At 66.8% G+C, this 14,358-nt stretch carries 17 protein-coding genes; 7 read left to right on the top strand and 10 right to left on the bottom strand.

Annotated elements, in window-relative coordinates; translation table 11 throughout:
• Window positions 1-216: 216 nt before the first annotated feature.
• The 10 genes from phnE to phnG all read right to left on the bottom strand — a co-directional run bounded on the left by phnE (window position 217) and on the right by phnG (window position 9,086).
• Entirely contained in the window at window positions 217-1,320 is a 1,104-nt protein-coding gene (phnE, locus tag BerOc1_RS08900; protein WP_071545360.1) for a phosphonate ABC transporter, permease protein PhnE, read from the bottom strand.
• A gap of 2 nt (window positions 1,321-1,322) precedes the next feature.
• Window positions 1,323-2,207: a phosphonate ABC transporter substrate-binding protein gene (gene phnD, locus BerOc1_RS08895; RefSeq protein ID WP_071545359.1), complete on the bottom strand. Its 885-nt coding sequence runs from the start codon at window positions 2,205-2,207 to the stop codon at window positions 1,323-1,325.
• 73 nt (window positions 2,208-2,280) lie between these two features.
• Entirely contained in the window at window positions 2,281-3,102 is an 822-nt protein-coding gene (gene phnC / locus BerOc1_RS08890; RefSeq protein ID WP_071545358.1) for a phosphonate ABC transporter ATP-binding protein, read from the bottom strand.
• Window positions 3,103-3,257: 155 nt separating this feature from the next.
• Complete coding sequence (locus tag BerOc1_RS08885) at window positions 3,258-4,418, bottom strand: alpha-D-ribose 1-methylphosphonate 5-triphosphate diphosphatase (RefSeq protein ID WP_071545357.1); 1,161 nt, start codon at window positions 4,416-4,418, stop codon at window positions 3,258-3,260.
• Window positions 4,419-4,420: 2 nt separating this feature from the next.
• The gene (phnL, locus tag BerOc1_RS08880; protein ID WP_071545356.1) at window positions 4,421-5,128 is read right to left on the bottom strand and encodes a phosphonate C-P lyase system protein PhnL; all 708 of its coding nucleotides are present in this window, start codon (window positions 5,126-5,128) and stop codon (window positions 4,421-4,423) included.
• Window positions 5,129-5,136: 8 nt separating this feature from the next.
• Window positions 5,137-5,919: a phosphonate C-P lyase system protein PhnK gene (phnK, locus tag BerOc1_RS08875; protein ID WP_071545355.1), complete on the bottom strand. Its 783-nt coding sequence runs from the start codon at window positions 5,917-5,919 to the stop codon at window positions 5,137-5,139.
• Window positions 5,916-6,875, bottom strand: coding sequence for an alpha-D-ribose 1-methylphosphonate 5-phosphate C-P-lyase PhnJ (locus BerOc1_RS08870; RefSeq protein ID WP_071545354.1), 960 nt, complete (start codon window positions 6,873-6,875; stop codon window positions 5,916-5,918). Before BerOc1_RS08870 ends, phnK begins: the two co-directional genes overlap by 4 nt.
• On the bottom strand, window positions 6,872-7,999 hold the full coding sequence (locus BerOc1_RS08865; RefSeq protein WP_071545353.1) for a carbon-phosphorus lyase complex subunit: 1,128 nt from the start codon (window positions 7,997-7,999) through the stop codon (window positions 6,872-6,874). The genes BerOc1_RS08870 and BerOc1_RS08865 overlap by 4 nt, the downstream gene beginning before the upstream one ends.
• Before the next feature lies 1 nt (window position 8,000).
• A complete protein-coding gene (gene phnH / locus BerOc1_RS08860) occupies window positions 8,001-8,597 on the bottom strand; it encodes a phosphonate C-P lyase system protein PhnH (RefSeq protein WP_071545352.1) in 597 nt (198 codons plus the stop codon).
• Between the two features lie 9 nt (window positions 8,598-8,606).
• A complete protein-coding gene (gene phnG / locus BerOc1_RS08855) occupies window positions 8,607-9,086 on the bottom strand; it encodes a phosphonate C-P lyase system protein PhnG (protein WP_207503303.1) in 480 nt (159 codons plus the stop codon).
• Between the two features lie 81 nt (window positions 9,087-9,167).
• Here phnG and phnF point away from each other — a divergent pair, with 81 nt between their 5' ends.
• From phnF to BerOc1_RS08820, 7 genes are all read left to right on the top strand, one after another.
• The gene (gene phnF / locus BerOc1_RS08850) at window positions 9,168-9,887 is read left to right on the top strand and encodes a phosphonate metabolism transcriptional regulator PhnF (RefSeq protein WP_071545351.1); all 720 of its coding nucleotides are present in this window, start codon (window positions 9,168-9,170) and stop codon (window positions 9,885-9,887) included.
• 237 nt (window positions 9,888-10,124) lie between these two features.
• Window positions 10,125-10,712 carry an LbetaH domain-containing protein gene (locus BerOc1_RS08845; protein ID WP_071545350.1) on the top strand — a complete coding sequence of 196 codons (588 nt, stop codon included), beginning with the start codon at window positions 10,125-10,127 and terminating at the stop codon, window positions 10,710-10,712.
• 8 nt (window positions 10,713-10,720) lie between these two features.
• Window positions 10,721-11,452 carry a DUF1045 domain-containing protein gene (locus BerOc1_RS08840; RefSeq protein ID WP_071545349.1) on the top strand — a complete coding sequence of 244 codons (732 nt, stop codon included), beginning with the start codon at window positions 10,721-10,723 and terminating at the stop codon, window positions 11,450-11,452.
• A complete protein-coding gene (gene phnN, locus BerOc1_RS08835; protein ID WP_071545348.1) occupies window positions 11,449-12,018 on the top strand; it encodes a phosphonate metabolism protein/1,5-bisphosphokinase (PRPP-forming) PhnN in 570 nt (189 codons plus the stop codon). Before BerOc1_RS08840 ends, phnN begins: the two co-directional genes overlap by 4 nt.
• Window positions 12,019-12,108: 90 nt before the next feature.
• Window positions 12,109-12,672 carry an Hsp20/alpha crystallin family protein gene (locus tag BerOc1_RS08830; RefSeq protein ID WP_071545347.1) on the top strand — a complete coding sequence of 188 codons (564 nt, stop codon included), beginning with the start codon at window positions 12,109-12,111 and terminating at the stop codon, window positions 12,670-12,672.
• Window positions 12,673-12,747: 75 nt separating this feature from the next.
• A complete protein-coding gene (locus BerOc1_RS08825; RefSeq protein WP_071545346.1) occupies window positions 12,748-12,927 on the top strand; it encodes a hypothetical protein in 180 nt (59 codons plus the stop codon).
• 314 nt (window positions 12,928-13,241) lie between these two features.
• On the top strand, window positions 13,242-14,351 hold the full coding sequence (locus tag BerOc1_RS08820) for a DEAD/DEAH box helicase (protein ID WP_071545345.1): 1,110 nt from the start codon (window positions 13,242-13,244) through the stop codon (window positions 14,349-14,351).
• Window positions 14,352-14,358: the final 7 nt, after the last annotated feature.

Below are 14,358 nucleotides of genomic sequence, written 5' to 3'. Positions count from 1 at the left end.
GGCGGATTGTTGTGCGGGGGGAGTGAGAGTAGCTCGGCTGTGCGGCGTTTTGGAACTGTTGGAAAAGAATGGAGCTTTACCGCGTTGCCGCCATCCGCGAAGCGGCAAAAAAAAGTTTAGGAAGGGAGAGGGGATGGGGGTCCGGGGGAAGGGGAGAGGGAAAGCCCTTTCCAAAGGGTTTCCCTCTCCCTTCCCCGGCCGCCGGAGGCGTCTTTTCTACACGAACTTTCTGCGCAGGATGCCGCAGAGGTAGTCGATGATGGTCACGGAGACGATGACCATGATCATCATGGTGCAGACTTCGCGGTAGAGGTAGCCGTTGATCTTGTCGAACATGAGGAAGCCGATGCCGCCCGCGCCCACGAAGCCGAGGATGGTGGCCGAGCGGACGTTGGATTCGAAGCGCAGCAGGGTGTAGCTGACCACGAGCGGCATGACCTGCGGGATGACCGAGAAGGCCATGATCTGGGCCGGGCCCGCGCCCGAGGCGGTGACCGCCTCCACCTGGCCGGGTTCGATCTGTTCGATGGCTTCGGAAAAGACCTTGCCCAGGATGCCGAAGGTGTGGATGGCCAGGGCCAGGACGCCCGCGTAGGGGCCCAGGCCGATGACGGCCACGAAGATCAGGGCCATGACGAATTCGTTGAACCCGCGGCAGAAGTCGAGCACGCGCCGGGCCGCGAACTGGCCGAACCAGCGCACCGCGCGCTGCCAGATGCCGTCGCCCTGGACCATCAGCTCAAGGGTGTTGCTGGCCGCGAACATGGCCATGGGGATGGCCGCCACAAAGGCGATGAGCGTGCCCCAGATGGCGATGGCCACGGTCTCGATGAGCGCCTTGGAGTATTCCATGAGGTGCGGCCAGGCGGTCTCGGGCGGGAAGTAGCCGCCGGTCTTTTCGTCCGCGATGCGGTCGTATTCGCTCTGCACGATGCGGTCGCGGTCCGCCGGGGTCATGGTCTCCATGCGGGCGTCGGCGCGTTTTTGGGCCTCGCGCTGCATGGCCACCGGGTCGAGCGTTCTGCCGGTGGCGGCGTATTCCGCCTTGACCGCCTGGTAGGACTCCTCGAAGGCGATGATCGCGGGCAGCCGCTTGGCCTGGTCCATGGCCGCCTGCTTGTCCGCGTCGTTGAGCTGCCTGCCGAACAGGTACTCGAAGGCGTTCTGGCGCTTGGCGTAGAGCTTGAACGGGTCGATGTCCGTGGAGATGTAGGAGGCCACGAGCACGGCCAGGATGATGGCCACCAGGCCCCCCAGGGCGAGCTTCCGGGGGAAGCTCTTCCTGGGAGTGACCTGATCGAGTGTCAGATCATGAGACATCGTTACTTCTTCTTGGCCAGTTCGGCCTTGAGACGCTTGAGGTATCGGACCATGTCGTAGTCCTTGTCCGAGGTGTGGCGGTAGCCGCCGTTCTGCAGGATTTCCAGGGCCTCGGGGTCATCGTCGATCTTGAGCAGGGAACCGGCGATGGCCACCTTCAGGCTCTCGGGCAGATCCTTGCGCACGGCGATGGGCGCGCCCGGGATCATGTCGGAGCGCTTGATGATGTTGAAGTCGTCCAGGGAGGCGGCGCCCTTCTCGATCATGCGGTCCATGTCGATGTTGTTGGTGGCGGCCACCTGGATGGAGCCGTTTTTGACGGCCAGGATGGACGCGCCGTGGGAGCCGGAGAAGCGCACTTCCTGGAAGTACTTCTCGGGGTCGATCTTCATGTCGCGGGCGAAGATGACGTTGGGCACGAGGTAGCCGGAGGTGGAGTTGGGATCGGTGAAGGCGAAGGTCTTGCCCTGGGCCTTGTCCATGTCGGTGATGCCGGAATCCTTCTTGGTGATGATGATGCCGGTGTAGCCGGGCTGGCCGTCCTTGTTCAGCTCCATGACCACGGCCTCGGCGTTGGCCTTTTCAGCGGCCTCCACGTAGCTCTTGGGGCCGAAGTAGGCCAGGTCGATGTGGCTGTTGGCCATGGCGGTGATGATGCCGTTGTAGTCCGAGGCGGTGAAGATCTCGACCTTGACGCCGAGGTCCTTTTCCAGTTCGGCGGCGATGGGCTTGGCGCGCTTGGCGGAGTCGGCCGCGCCTTCGGTGGGGATGAAGCCGAGCTTCAGGGTGGTCGGCCACTCGGCCGGTCCGGCGAAGGCCAGGCCGGGCAGGGCCACGGTCAGCGCCAGGGCCGCCGTCATGAGCACTTTGGTCAGTTTCGAGAACATTGGGGAATCTCCTGTGATTGTTGAGGTTGACGCGGTTTTGCCGATCGGCGGCCGGTTCGCTGCCGGGTATGGATCAGGCGGCGGAGAGCTCTTCCAGGGCCTCTTCCGCCTTGTCGCCGTAGATGCACGACACGGTCTCGGCGTCCAGGTCGCGGGCCGTGCCGTCAAAGATCAGTTCGCCCTTGGACATGCCCAGGATGCGCTTGCCGTAGCGCTGGGCGAAATCGATGTGGTGCAGGTTCACGAGCACCGGAATGCCCTTGTCCTCGTGGATCCTGGCCAGGATCTGCATGACCGTCTCCGAGCTGCGCGGGTCGAGGCTGGCGATGGGCTCGTCGGCCAGGAAGACCTCGGGCTCCTGGGCCAGGGCGCGGGCGATGGCCACGCGCTGCTGCTGGCCGCCGGACAGGGCGTCGGCCCGGCGAAAGGCCAGGTCCCCGATGCCCACCTGCCGCAGGCAGTCGAAGGCGAACTCCCGCTCGGCCTTGGAGAACTGGCGGAACATGGACAGGCAGCGCTTGACCGGGTGGGCGTTGAAGCGCAGCCGCCCGACGAGCACGTTTTCGATCACGGTCAGGCGGCGGACCAGGTTGAACTGCTGGAAGATCATGCCCACGCGGCGACGCACCTGCCTGAGCTGCCCGCCGTTGACCCGGGTGACGTCCTCGCCGAACAGGGCGATGGACCCCTGGGTCGGGCGGATCAGCCGGTTCATGCAGCGCAGCAGCGTGGACTTGCCCGCCCCGGACAGGCCGATGATGACACAGAAGTCGTTCGCGTTGACCGTCACGGACACGTCCCTCAGGGCCACGGTGCCGTTGGGGTAGACCTTGCTCAGCTCCTTGGCCTGGATGGCCTCGCGGTGCTGGCGGTTGCGGATATCGATGGATTTCATGAAAGCCTCCCGACTCGTTCTTTGGGATATGTTCGGGGGAGGCCCGGCCCGAAGGCGGCGGCTTCCCTCACCGTGAACGGTCTACACACCCCCTGCAACAGGGATATTGTGACCGGGTGACGGTTTGACGAAATCGTCGCCCGGAGCTGTCACAATCAGGCCGCGTTTTTGGCTGGTATTTCAAGTGGTCCGGAACATCCGACCGCCCACGTCCGTAACACGGCGGGCACGCCCTCGATCTCGCGTACCCGGACCAGGTCCGCGCGCAGCCCGCAGGCTATGGCTCCCCGGTCGTTCAACCCCACGGCCTGGGCCGGGTTGGCGCTGATCCGGGCCACGGCCTCGGGCAGGGCGAAGTCCAGACGGTGGTGCAGGGCGAAGGCCCCGGCCACCAAGCTGCCGGGCACGTAGTCCGAGGAGATGATGTCGAGCAGCCCGGCCTCGGCCAGTTCGCGGGCCGAGACATTGCCCGAATGGGACGCGCCGCGCACCAGGTTGGGCCCGCCCATGACGATTTGGATGCCCGCTTCACGGGCCAACCGGGCGGCCTCCAGGGTGGTCGGGAACTCGGAGATGGCCATGCCCTCGGCCACGGCCTGGCCGATGTGCTCGGCCAGGGTGTCGTCGTGGCTGGCCATGGGCAGGTTCCGTTCTCGGCACAGGGAGACGATCCGTTCGCGGTTGCCTGCGGCGCACGCCTGCTGGGTGGCCCGCAGTCGCTTCTCGATTTCGGCGAATTCCTCGTCGCTCCAGCCCTTCTTGTAATATTTTCGGTACTTGTCCGTGTCCGTGAACTGGCGCTGGCCCGGGGTGTGGTCCATGAGCGAGACGAGCATGAGGACCGGGTCGTCGATGTGCGGCAGGAGCATGTCCATGACCTTGGGATCGGAGAATTCGCAGCGCAGGTGCAGCCGGTGGTCCGCCTTGAGCACCCCGGTGGCCCGGGCCCTTGAGAGCGCCCGCAGGGACATGCGCATCATCTCCGAGCGGTTGGGGCCGTCGTGGTATTCGCCCAGAGACACCGCGTCGAGCACCGTGGTCACGCCCGCGCCCGCCATGGTGTTGTCGTGGGCCAGGACCGCGCCGATGGGGTCGGGCCAGAACACGCCCGGCCTGGGCTCCAGTTCCTGCTCCAGGTTGTCGGTGTGCAGCTCCACGAAGCCGGGCAGGAGATAGTCGTTTTCCAGGTCCAGGGCGTTGGTCGCGTGGCACGGGCCCGGCTCGATGGCCTGGATGATTCCGTCCGTGATCTTGACCGAGCCGGTGAGTATCTCGTCGCGCAGGACGATGCGCGCGTTTTTGATAATGCGGTCCATGGTTATGCGGCCTCCTTGAAGCTGCGCATTTCGAACAGTCTGTCGGCCACCAGGTCGCGCACTTCCTCGTCGTGGAAGATGCCGACCACGGCCGTGCCCCTCGCCTTGGCCTCGTTGATGAGTCCGACCACCACCCGCCGGTTTTCGGCGTCCAGGGAGGCGGTGGGCTCGTCCAGGAGCAGGACCGGGTATTCCACGCTGAAGCCGCGCGCGATGTTGACCCGCTGCTGCTCGCCGCCCGAGAAGGTGGCCGGAGGCAGGGACCACAGGGCGGACGGGATGTTCAGCCGTTTGAGCAGGAATGCGGCCCGGTCGCGGGCGCCCTTGAGGTCGCCGGTCAGCGTCACCAGGGGCTCGGCCACCACGTCCAGGGCCGGGACGCGCGGCACCACGCGCAGGAACTGGCTGACGTAGCCCATGGTTTTCTTGCGGATGTCGAGAACCTGCCGGGGCGTGGCCAAGGTGATGTCGACCATTTCGTCCTCGTGGCGGATGGCCACGGACCCGCGCTGCGGCCGGTAGTTGCCGTACAGGGAGCAGATGAGCGAGGACTTCCCCGCGCCCGAGGAACCGGCCAGGGCCACGCACTCGCCCGCTTCAACGGCGAGGCTCAGCCCGGAAAAGACCGGAATGACCGTGCCGCCCTGGGTGTGCAGGGTGAAGGTCTTGTCCAGGCCGCGAACGGAAATCATGGTCTTGTCTGTGGGCATGTCCGCTCCTAGGCCTGCAGGATCGAGGAGACCAGCAGTTGGGTGTAGGGGTGTTGGGGATCGTCCAGGACCTGGTCGGTCAGCCCGGTCTCGACCACCTCGCCGCGCTGCATGACCATCAGCCTGTGGGCCAGCAAACGGGCCACGGCCAGGTCGTGGGTGACGATGACGACCGATAGCCCGAGCCGGGAAACCAGGTTGCGCAAAAGGTCCAGGAGCTTGGCCTGCACGGACACGTCCAGGCCGCCGGTGGGCTCGTCCATGAACACGATCCTCGGGTTGGTGATCAGGTTGCAGGCGATCTGCAGCCGCTGCTGCATGCCGCCGGAAAAGGTCTTTGGAAAGTGGTCGATGCGCCCGGCGTCGATCTCCACCTCGGCCAGCCATTTGAGGGCCTCGGCGCGGATGTTTCCGTAGTGGCGGGCGCCCACGGACATCAGCCGCTCGCCGAGGTTGGCCCCGGCCGTGACGCCCAGCCTGAGCCCGTCGCGCGGGTTCTGGTGGACCACGCCGAGCTCGGTGCGCAGCAGCTTGCGCCGGACCGGTTCGGCGCAGCCGTGCACGTCGATGTCGCCGAACTCGCGCGACGCATAGCCGACGTTGCCCGAGGTGGGGGCGAGCCTGCCGGACAGGCAGCCGAGCAGGGTCGACTTGCCCGAGCCGGACTCGCCCACGATGCCCATGACCTCGCCGGGCCAGAGGTCGAAGGATATGTCCTTGCAGCCGATCATCTCACCGTATTTCTTGGTGATATCGCGCACGCGGATCATGGGTTGCGGTAGGGTCGTCATTCGCTTTTGTCCTGGTTTTTCTGCTTGTCGCCCGTCAGCTCCGAGAACTCCTCGCGCCCGGCCATGGGGCCGGCGTGGCCCTGGGAGCGCCGGGTGGCGCAGTAGTCCGTGTCCGAGCAGACGAACATGCGCTCGCCCTTGTCGTTGAGGATGACCTCGTCAAGGTAGCTGTCCGTGGCCCCGCACAGGGCGCAGCAGCCGTCCCAGGTCTCCACCTCGAAGGGGTAGTCCTCGAAATCCAGGCTCTTGACCTCGGTGTAGGGCGGGATGGCGTAGATGCGTTTTTCGCGGCCCGCGCCGAAGACATGCAGGGCCGGGGAGTCGTCGAGCTTGGGGTTGTCGAATTTGGGGATGGGCGAGGGGCTCATGATGTACCGTCCGTTGACCTTGACCGGGTACATGAAGTTGGTGGCGATCCGCCCGTGCCGGGCGATGTCCTCGTAAAGCTGGACGTGCATGACCCCGTACTCCTCGAGCGCGTGCATGGTCCGCGTCTCGGTCTCGCGCGGCTCCACCCAGCGCAGGGGCTCGGGGATGGGCACCTGGTAGACCATGATCTGGCCGTCCGTGAGCGGGATCTCGGGGATGCGGTGGCGGGTCTGGATGACCGTGGCGTCCACGGTTCGCTCGGTGGTCTTCACCCCGGTGACCTTGGCGAAGAACTTGCGGATGGAGACCGCGTTGGTGGTGTCGTCCGCGCCCTGGTCGATGACCTTGAAGACGTCGTCGGGCCCGAGGATGGAGGCGGACAGCTGGATGCCGCCCGTGCCCCAGCCGTAGGGCATGGGCATCTCGCGCCCGGCAAAGGGCACCTGGTAGCCGGGGATGGCCACGGCCTTGAGGATGGCCCGGCGGATCATCCGCTTGGTCTGCTCGTTCAGGTAGCCGTAGTTGTAGCCCGCTTCCACGGCGGGGGGCGTCTGGGCGTCCGAAGGATTTTTTGCGGCGGCGGTCATGCGGCCTCCTCGGTCTCGGACCCGGCCCGTTTTAGGATCTCGGCCCGCATTCCCCGGACCATGACCAGGTCGGCCTGGAAGTCCACGTAGTGCGGGAGCTTGAGGTGCTGGACGAACCCCTGGGCCTCCACGTTGTCGCTGTGGGACAGGACGAACTCCTCGTCCCGGGACGGGGCGTTGATGTCCTCGCCCAGTTCGCGGGCCTGGAGCGAGCGGTCCACCAGGGACATGGCCAGGACCTTGCGCTCGTTGTAGCCGAAGGACAGGCCGTAGCCTCGGGTGAACCGGGGCAGTTCGTCCTTGGACCCCTTGAAGCTGGTGACCATCTCGCATTCGGACACGGTGACGTCGCCGATCTCCACCTCGAAGCCGAGCTCGTCCGGGCGGATGGACACGGCCACCTCGCCCATGCGGATCTCGCCCGCAAAGGGGTGGTTGTCGCCGAAGCCGCGCTGGCTGGAATAGCCCAGCGCCAGCAGGAACCCCTCGTCCCCGCGCGCCAGGTTCTGCAACCGCACGTCGCGGGCCGCCGGGTAGGTCAGCGGGTCGCGGGTGATGTCGCCCACGGGGCGCGTTTCGTCCTCACTTTCACAGCCGTCCCCGCCGGGGCGGTCGACCAGCCCTTCCTCGGCCAGCAGGTCCATGACCCGCGAGAGGGGCGGCCGGGACTCGTCCAGGCTTTCGTCCGGGACCGTGGCCGCCGGTTCGGGCCGGGACTCGGCGGCCAGTCCGAAGTCCAGGAGCCGGTGGGTGTAGTCGAAGGTCGGTCCGAGGACCTGGCCTCCGGGGATGTCCTTGAAGGTCGCGGAGACGCGGCGGCGGACCTCCATGGCCGTGGTGTCCACGGGCAGGGAGTCGTACAGCCTGGGCAGGGTCGTGCGGTAGGCCCGCAAAAGGAAGGTCGCCTCCACCAGGTCGCCGCGCGCCTGCTTCACGGCCAGGGCCGCGAGCCAGGGGTCGTACAGGGCGCCCTCGCTCATGACCCGGTCCACGGCCAGGCGCATCTGTTGAAGAATCTGTTCCACGGTCAGTTCCGGGACGCCTTGTGCGCCCCTGCGTTCCTCGGCCATGAGCCGATGGGCGTTCTCGATGGCCTGTTCGCCACCCTTGACGGCTACGTACACGTTAAATACCCACCTGGATCGTCCTCGGCAGGGAGACGATCTCCGTTTGAGTTGCCAGAATCACGTCGAACCCCAGCGGGAAGCGCCGTCCGTTGCGCTGCATCGACCGCCAGAAATCCGGGTTGAGCCCGTCCACGTGCAGCCGGGTCTCGCCGTTGATGCCCGGGCCGGACAGGGGCACGCCCCGGCCCACGTTCATGGCCTTGACCTGGATGATCAGGGTGGCCGAGCGGTCCGGGTATTCCAGGTCGCCGGGGTGGAACAGGCCGAGGTCCGGCAGTTCCTGCCCGTCGAGGATCAGCCCGAAGGCCGCGTTCTCCGGCCTGCGGCAGACGGTGCAGCCGCAGTGGAAGCGCAGGTAGGTCTGGATATCCAGCGGCCCGGAGGGGCCGATCCACAGGGGCGTGTCCATGTCCACCAGGGCCAGGCAGACCGCGGCCGCGGCCGGGTGCAGCCCCTTGGGCGGCTCGGGCCAGTTGCCGAGCACGGTGACCGAGCCCGGATGGGACATGGTCAGGAGTATGGCCCGGAATATGCGCTGGTTCTCAAGGGCCGGTTCGCGCGGCCCTCTGGCCGCGTCCAAGGCGTGTCCTTGCATGGGTTCCCCCTAGTCTTGGCCGCGGACCATGGTGAAGAAGTTCACCCTGGTGGCCGCGGTTTTGGCTGCCCGCTCACGGCGCCCCTTGTCGAGGGCGGCGGACAGCGGGTCGATGACGGCCCGGCGCAGGGCGGGGCCGGATTCAGGGTCCTGGAGCAGCGCGTCGAACAGAGCGGCCAGTTCGGCGTGCCGCGCGTCGCGCCCGGCCACGAAGCCGTGGCCCACGCTGCCGTCCGCCAGGCGGACCGAGCAGCGGCACATGGTCATCTCGCCGAGGTTGAACCGCTCCCCCCGGGCCTCGGCCCTGGCGCGGACCATGGCCATGCCCACTTCGGGCGGACGCAGGTGCTCGTATCGGGGTTCGGGATCGAGCCGGGCGTAGGCCGCCTCCAGGCTCTCGGTGCCGGTCCTGGCGAGGACCCCCATCCATTCCTTTCTGGCTCGGGTTTGCCGGTCCATGGGGGCCTTCATGTCACTATCGGGTTTCATTTGTGTGAAATCCTCACAGGTTGTCTAGACAACCGACGGAGCCTGTGCTCTGCCGGTCGAAAAACGAATCGAGGTGCGTTCATGCTCACGCGCGGAAACGGGATCGCCCTGTGGCGGCAGATCCATGCGCAATTGGAGGCGGCCATCGCGTCCGGGCGGTTCGGGCCGGGCGACCGGCTGCCGTCGGAACACAGCCTGGCCGTGGAGTTTCAGGTCAACCGGCACACCATCCGGCGCGCCCTGTCCGTGCTCGAGGAGGACGGACGCATCCGCGTGGAGCAGGGGCGCGGCTCCTTCGTGCGCGAGCGGGTGGTCCACTATCCGGTCAGCCGCCGGACCCGCTTCAGCGAGAACCTGTCCCGCCAGCGGCGCACGCCGGGCAACGTCCTGCTCGCGGCCGTGGACGCCGAGGCCGACCCGCGGGTGGCCGAGGCCCTGGGCCTCGAGCCGGGCGAGGTGGTCACGCGGATCACCAGCGCGGGCGAGGCGGACGGCAGGCGCATCAGCTATTCCACGGCCTTTTTTCCTAAGACCTTGTTTCCGGGCATGGTCCGCGTCTATCGCGAACTCAGGTCCGTGACCCGGACGCTGGAGCACTTCGGGGTGACCGACTACTCGCGCAGGCAGACCCGGATCATCGCCCGCATGCCCACCTCCGAGGAGGCCCGGGAGCTGGGCCAGCCCAGGAACCGCCCGGTCCTCGTCACCGAGAGCGTCAACGTGGACGAGAACGGCGTGCCCGTGGAGTTCGGGGTCTGCCTGTTCGCCAGCGACTGGGTGCAGATTCTGGTGGAGCCGTGATGGGGCCGTATCCATGGTCTCGGGTCCGCGTTCCGGGTTTGTCCGGCCCGGGGGGCGGGCCGCGTTCGGGAACGTGGTAGGACAAGGGCGGGCAAGGCACACTAGACAAGTCCCTCACTTGTCCGCTTTAGGCAGGGATTTCAACTTGTTGTAACCTGATCGTCAATTTCGTCGCGGAAATGATGCGCTTCCGTGCTTTTCCAAACCGGGCGCATTTGTCAGTCAAAGGCCATGAACATGCACCCACACCCCCAAGGAGACGTCCGGCTCGGCCCGGACCCTTCTGTCCACCCCACGGCGGACGTCCGCGACAGCTCGCTCGGCCACTACACCGAGGTCCTGGAAGACTGTCTGATGCTCGAATCCACGCTGGGGGACTACGCCTACCTGAGTTCCGGCTGCGATGTGGCCTACGCCGACATCGGCAGGTTCGCGTCCGTCGCCTCCAACGTGCGCATCGGCCCGACCAACCACCCCATGTGGCGGCCGTCCCAGCACCACTTCACCTACCGCAGCGCCCGCTACGGCTTCGGCCCGGACGACGACGCGGTCTTCGAGTGGCGGCGCTCCCAGCGCACGCGCGTCGGCTGCGACGTCTGGATCGGCCACGGGGCCGTGGTCTCCAAGGACGTGCCGCCCTACGCCATCGTGGGCGGCGTCCCCGCCCGGATGATCCGCGAGCGGTTCCCGGCCCCGGTGCGCCAGCGCCTCCTGCGCCTGGCCTGGTGGGACTGGCCCCACGACTATCTGAACAAGGCGCTGCCCGACTTCCGCGAACTGGACATCGAGGCGTTCCTGGACAAGTACGGGGGCGCGGCCCTATGAATGGTCTCATGAACGGTCCCGGGAACCGGCAAACCAGCGGACGGTACGGCGTGTACTACGCCCCGGAATCGGGCGGCGGACTCGACCGCTTCGGCGCGGCCTGGCTCGGCCGGGACAACGAGACCGGCCAGCCCGTATCCCCGGCACTGCCGGACTCTCTGTCCCCGGACGAATGGCGCGCGGCCACCGAGTCGCCCCGCCGCTACGGCTTCCACGGCACGCTCATGCCGCCCTTTACGCCCCTGCCGGACGTGGATGAGGCCGGGATCATCGAGCGGCTGGAGTCCCTGGCCGGTGCCCTGGCCCCGTTCGATCTGGCCCCCCTGTCCGTGCGCGTGATCGGTTCGTTCCTGGCCCTGGTCCCGGCCGACCAGGCCCGGCTGGGCGAGGTCGCCGAAGCGTGCCTGCGGGCCATGACCCCCCTGCGGGTCCCGGCCACCGCCGAGGAGAACGAGGCCCGCCGGACTCCGGGCCTGACCCCGGTCCAGAACCGCCTGCTCGACGAGTGGGGCTACCCCTACGTGCTTTCGGAATTCCGCTTCCACATCACCCTGACCGGCCGCGTCGAGGACCCGGACCGGCGCGCGCGTCTGGCGGACATCCTGTCCGGCCTGTCCGCGCCCGTCACCGGCCGTCCCCGTCCGGTCCGCGAACTCTGCCTCTTCCACCAGCCGGACCGGTCCGCGCCGTTTCGGCTGATCCACCGGGCCCGGCTCGGCAATTCCAAGGAGAACTCATGATCCCCGGCAACCTGATCTACGTCATCGGCCCTTCCGGCTGCGGCAAGGACTCCATCATGCTCTACGCCCGCAAACACTGCCCGGGAAGCGAGGCGGCCTTCGCCCACCGCTACATCACCCGCCCGGCCGACGCCGGGGGCGAAAACCACGTGGCCCTGCTGCCCGACGAATACCGCGCCCGCCTGGACCTCGGGCTGTTCGCGCTGGCCTGGGACAGCCACGGCAACCGCTACGGCGTGGGCCTCGAGATCGACGCCTGGCTGGAGGCGGGCCTGAACGTGGTGGTCAACGGCTCCCGCGCCTACCTGCCCGAGGCAGCCCGCCGCTACCCGGACCTCGTCCCGGTGCTGGTCACCCTGGACCGGGACATCCTGCGCCAGCGCCTCATCCTGCGCGGCCGCGAGACCGCCGAGGAGATCGAGGGCCGCTTGCAACGCGCCGGGGACTATGCCGTCAGCCACCCGGCGCTGGTGACCATCGACAACAGCGGGGAGCTGGCCGAGGCCGGGCGCGCCCTGCTCGACCTGGCCCGCAGACGCCCGCCCCGCATGCGCCGGGCGGTCTGATCCGCCATCCGGGCCCCTTGACTTTGGCCGGGCAGGACTTATCAGGAGGATGTCGAAAGGCAATCTTCAACTTCTTCCTAGGAGGACGCTATGGCCAGTACCAAGCTGAACCCCTGGAATTGGTTCAAGAGGGAACACGAGCAGACCCTCCCGGTCCGTCGAAACGACCCGGGAGAAGGCGTACCCGCCTCACCGCTGGACCAGTTCCACACCGAATTCGACCGCATGGTCGAGTCCATGTTTTCCGGTTTCGGATTCCAGAACCCCGTTTTCCGTCCCGGCGCGATGCGATCGCGCCTGAGAGACGCGGCCCTCAGGCCCAAGGTGGACGTCTACGGCACGGACAAGGAATACGTTGTCCAGGCCGACCTGCCCGGGGTCGACGAAAAGGATCTGTCCGTCGAGATCGAGGGCGACTTCCTCGTCCTTTCCGCTGAAACGCACAGCGAGGAAAAGACCGAGGAAAAGGGCTACTACCGCGTGGAGCGCTCTTCGGGCTCCTTCCGCAGGGTGCTCGACCTGCCCGGCGACGTGGACCGCGACAAGATCAGCGCCAAGCTCGAAAAGGGCGTCCTGTGCGTGATCCTGCCCCGGACCGGAAAGCCGGAAGGCGCGACGCGCAAGATCGCCGTCGACGGCTCGGCCCCGGTCTAGGCCCCACCATCATTCACCCATCCGGACCCCGGTTTCCCGGCCGGGGTCTTGTCGCCTGAACTGTACGGAGGAGACATGCACTACGAATGCGACAACTGCCGCTGGAGCGGCACCTGGGACGCCCTGATCCTCGAAACCCTCTGCCCCCTCTGCCGGTCGAGCGTGAGCCCCCGGCAGGAACAGGACTCCCCCTCGTCCGAGGCCGCGCCCGGCGCCCTGACCGGCGTCACGCCCGGCCCGCCGCCCCATTGCTGACCCGTCCGGCTCCTCCCGGCCGGGCATGTCCCCCAAGACAAGGCCCCCGTTCCCGAACGGGGGCCCGTCTTTTTCCCTCTGCCCGGGCCTTGAAAATACTGCTTTACTTTGCCCGGCCAATGGCCGATAAGGAGCCAGCTCAGCGTGACTGGACGTACGAATACTTCTTTGCCCCATCGGGCGCCCATCGTTCAACACCCCGTCGAACCAAGATTTACTCCCGTACCAGAGCACTTCCGATACACCGGGCAAGCCCCGGACCCCGACCGCTGTCGCGCGCCGTCGAAAATATCCCCTTTTTACCAAAGGTTCATATGACTTTTTCCAATTTCTCCCTGGATCGGCGTATCCTCGCCGGCATCAAAGGGTGCGGCTATGAAACCCCCACCCCCATTCAAGAACAGGCCATTCCCCTCGTGCTCAAAGGCCACGACGTCATGGGCCTGGCCCAGACCGGCACCGGCAAGACCGCGGCCTTCGCCCTGCCCATCCTGCAACGGCTGTTGACCAGCAAGAAGTCGGACCGGGCCATCCCCAGCGTCCTGGTCCTGGCCCCCACCCGCGAACTTGCCCTGCAGATCGACGAGAACTTCAACGATCTGGGCAAGCAGACCGGCATCCGCTCCGGCGTGGTCATCGGCGGCGTGGGCATGAACCCGCAGATCAAGGCCTTTTCCCACTGCCGCATCATCGTGGCCTGCCCCGGCCGCCTGGTCCGGCTGTTGAACAAGGGCTCCGTGTCCCTCAACCACATCGACACCCTGGTCCTGGACGAGGCCGACCGCATGCTCGACATGGGCTTCATGCCCGACATCAAGCGCATCCTGGCCAAGCTGCCCGTCAAACGGCAGAACCTGCTCTTCTCGGCCACCATGCCCAAGGATATCCGCAAGCTTGCCGAAAATATCCTGAACAATCCCAAGACCGTCCAGGTGTCCAACACCCAACCTGTGGAGTCCGTGGAACACTGCTTCTACGCCACGGCCAACAACCTCAAGGGCGATCTGCTCACCCGGCTCCTGGACAACGACGACCGCCAGAGCGTGCTCGTCTTCACCCGGACCAAGCACAAGGCCAAGAACCTGGCCCGCAAGCTGGCCAATTCCGGCTACAACTCCACCTTCCTCCAGGGCAACATGAGCCAGAGCCAGCGCCAGCGGGCCCTGGACGGCTTCCGCGACGGCCGGTTCGACATCATGGTCGCCACCGACATCGCCGCCCGGGGCATCGACTGCGACCGCATCTCCCACGTCATCAACTTCGACATGCCCGATACCGTGGAGACCTACACCCATCGCATCGGCCGCACCGGCCGCGCGGGCCGCTCCGGATGCGCCGTCAGCCTCGTCACCAGCGAAGACAAGACCCAGGTCCGCGACATCGAACGCGTCATGCGCGTCAAACTCAAGCAACAGACCCTGTAAGGCCACC

Source organism: Pseudodesulfovibrio hydrargyri, assembly GCF_001874525.1.
Taxonomy (GTDB): domain Bacteria; phylum Desulfobacterota; class Desulfovibrionia; order Desulfovibrionales; family Desulfovibrionaceae; genus Pseudodesulfovibrio; species Pseudodesulfovibrio hydrargyri.
Note: the sequence above shows the minus strand (reverse complement) of the source record. Positions and strands in the feature narration are given on the sequence as shown.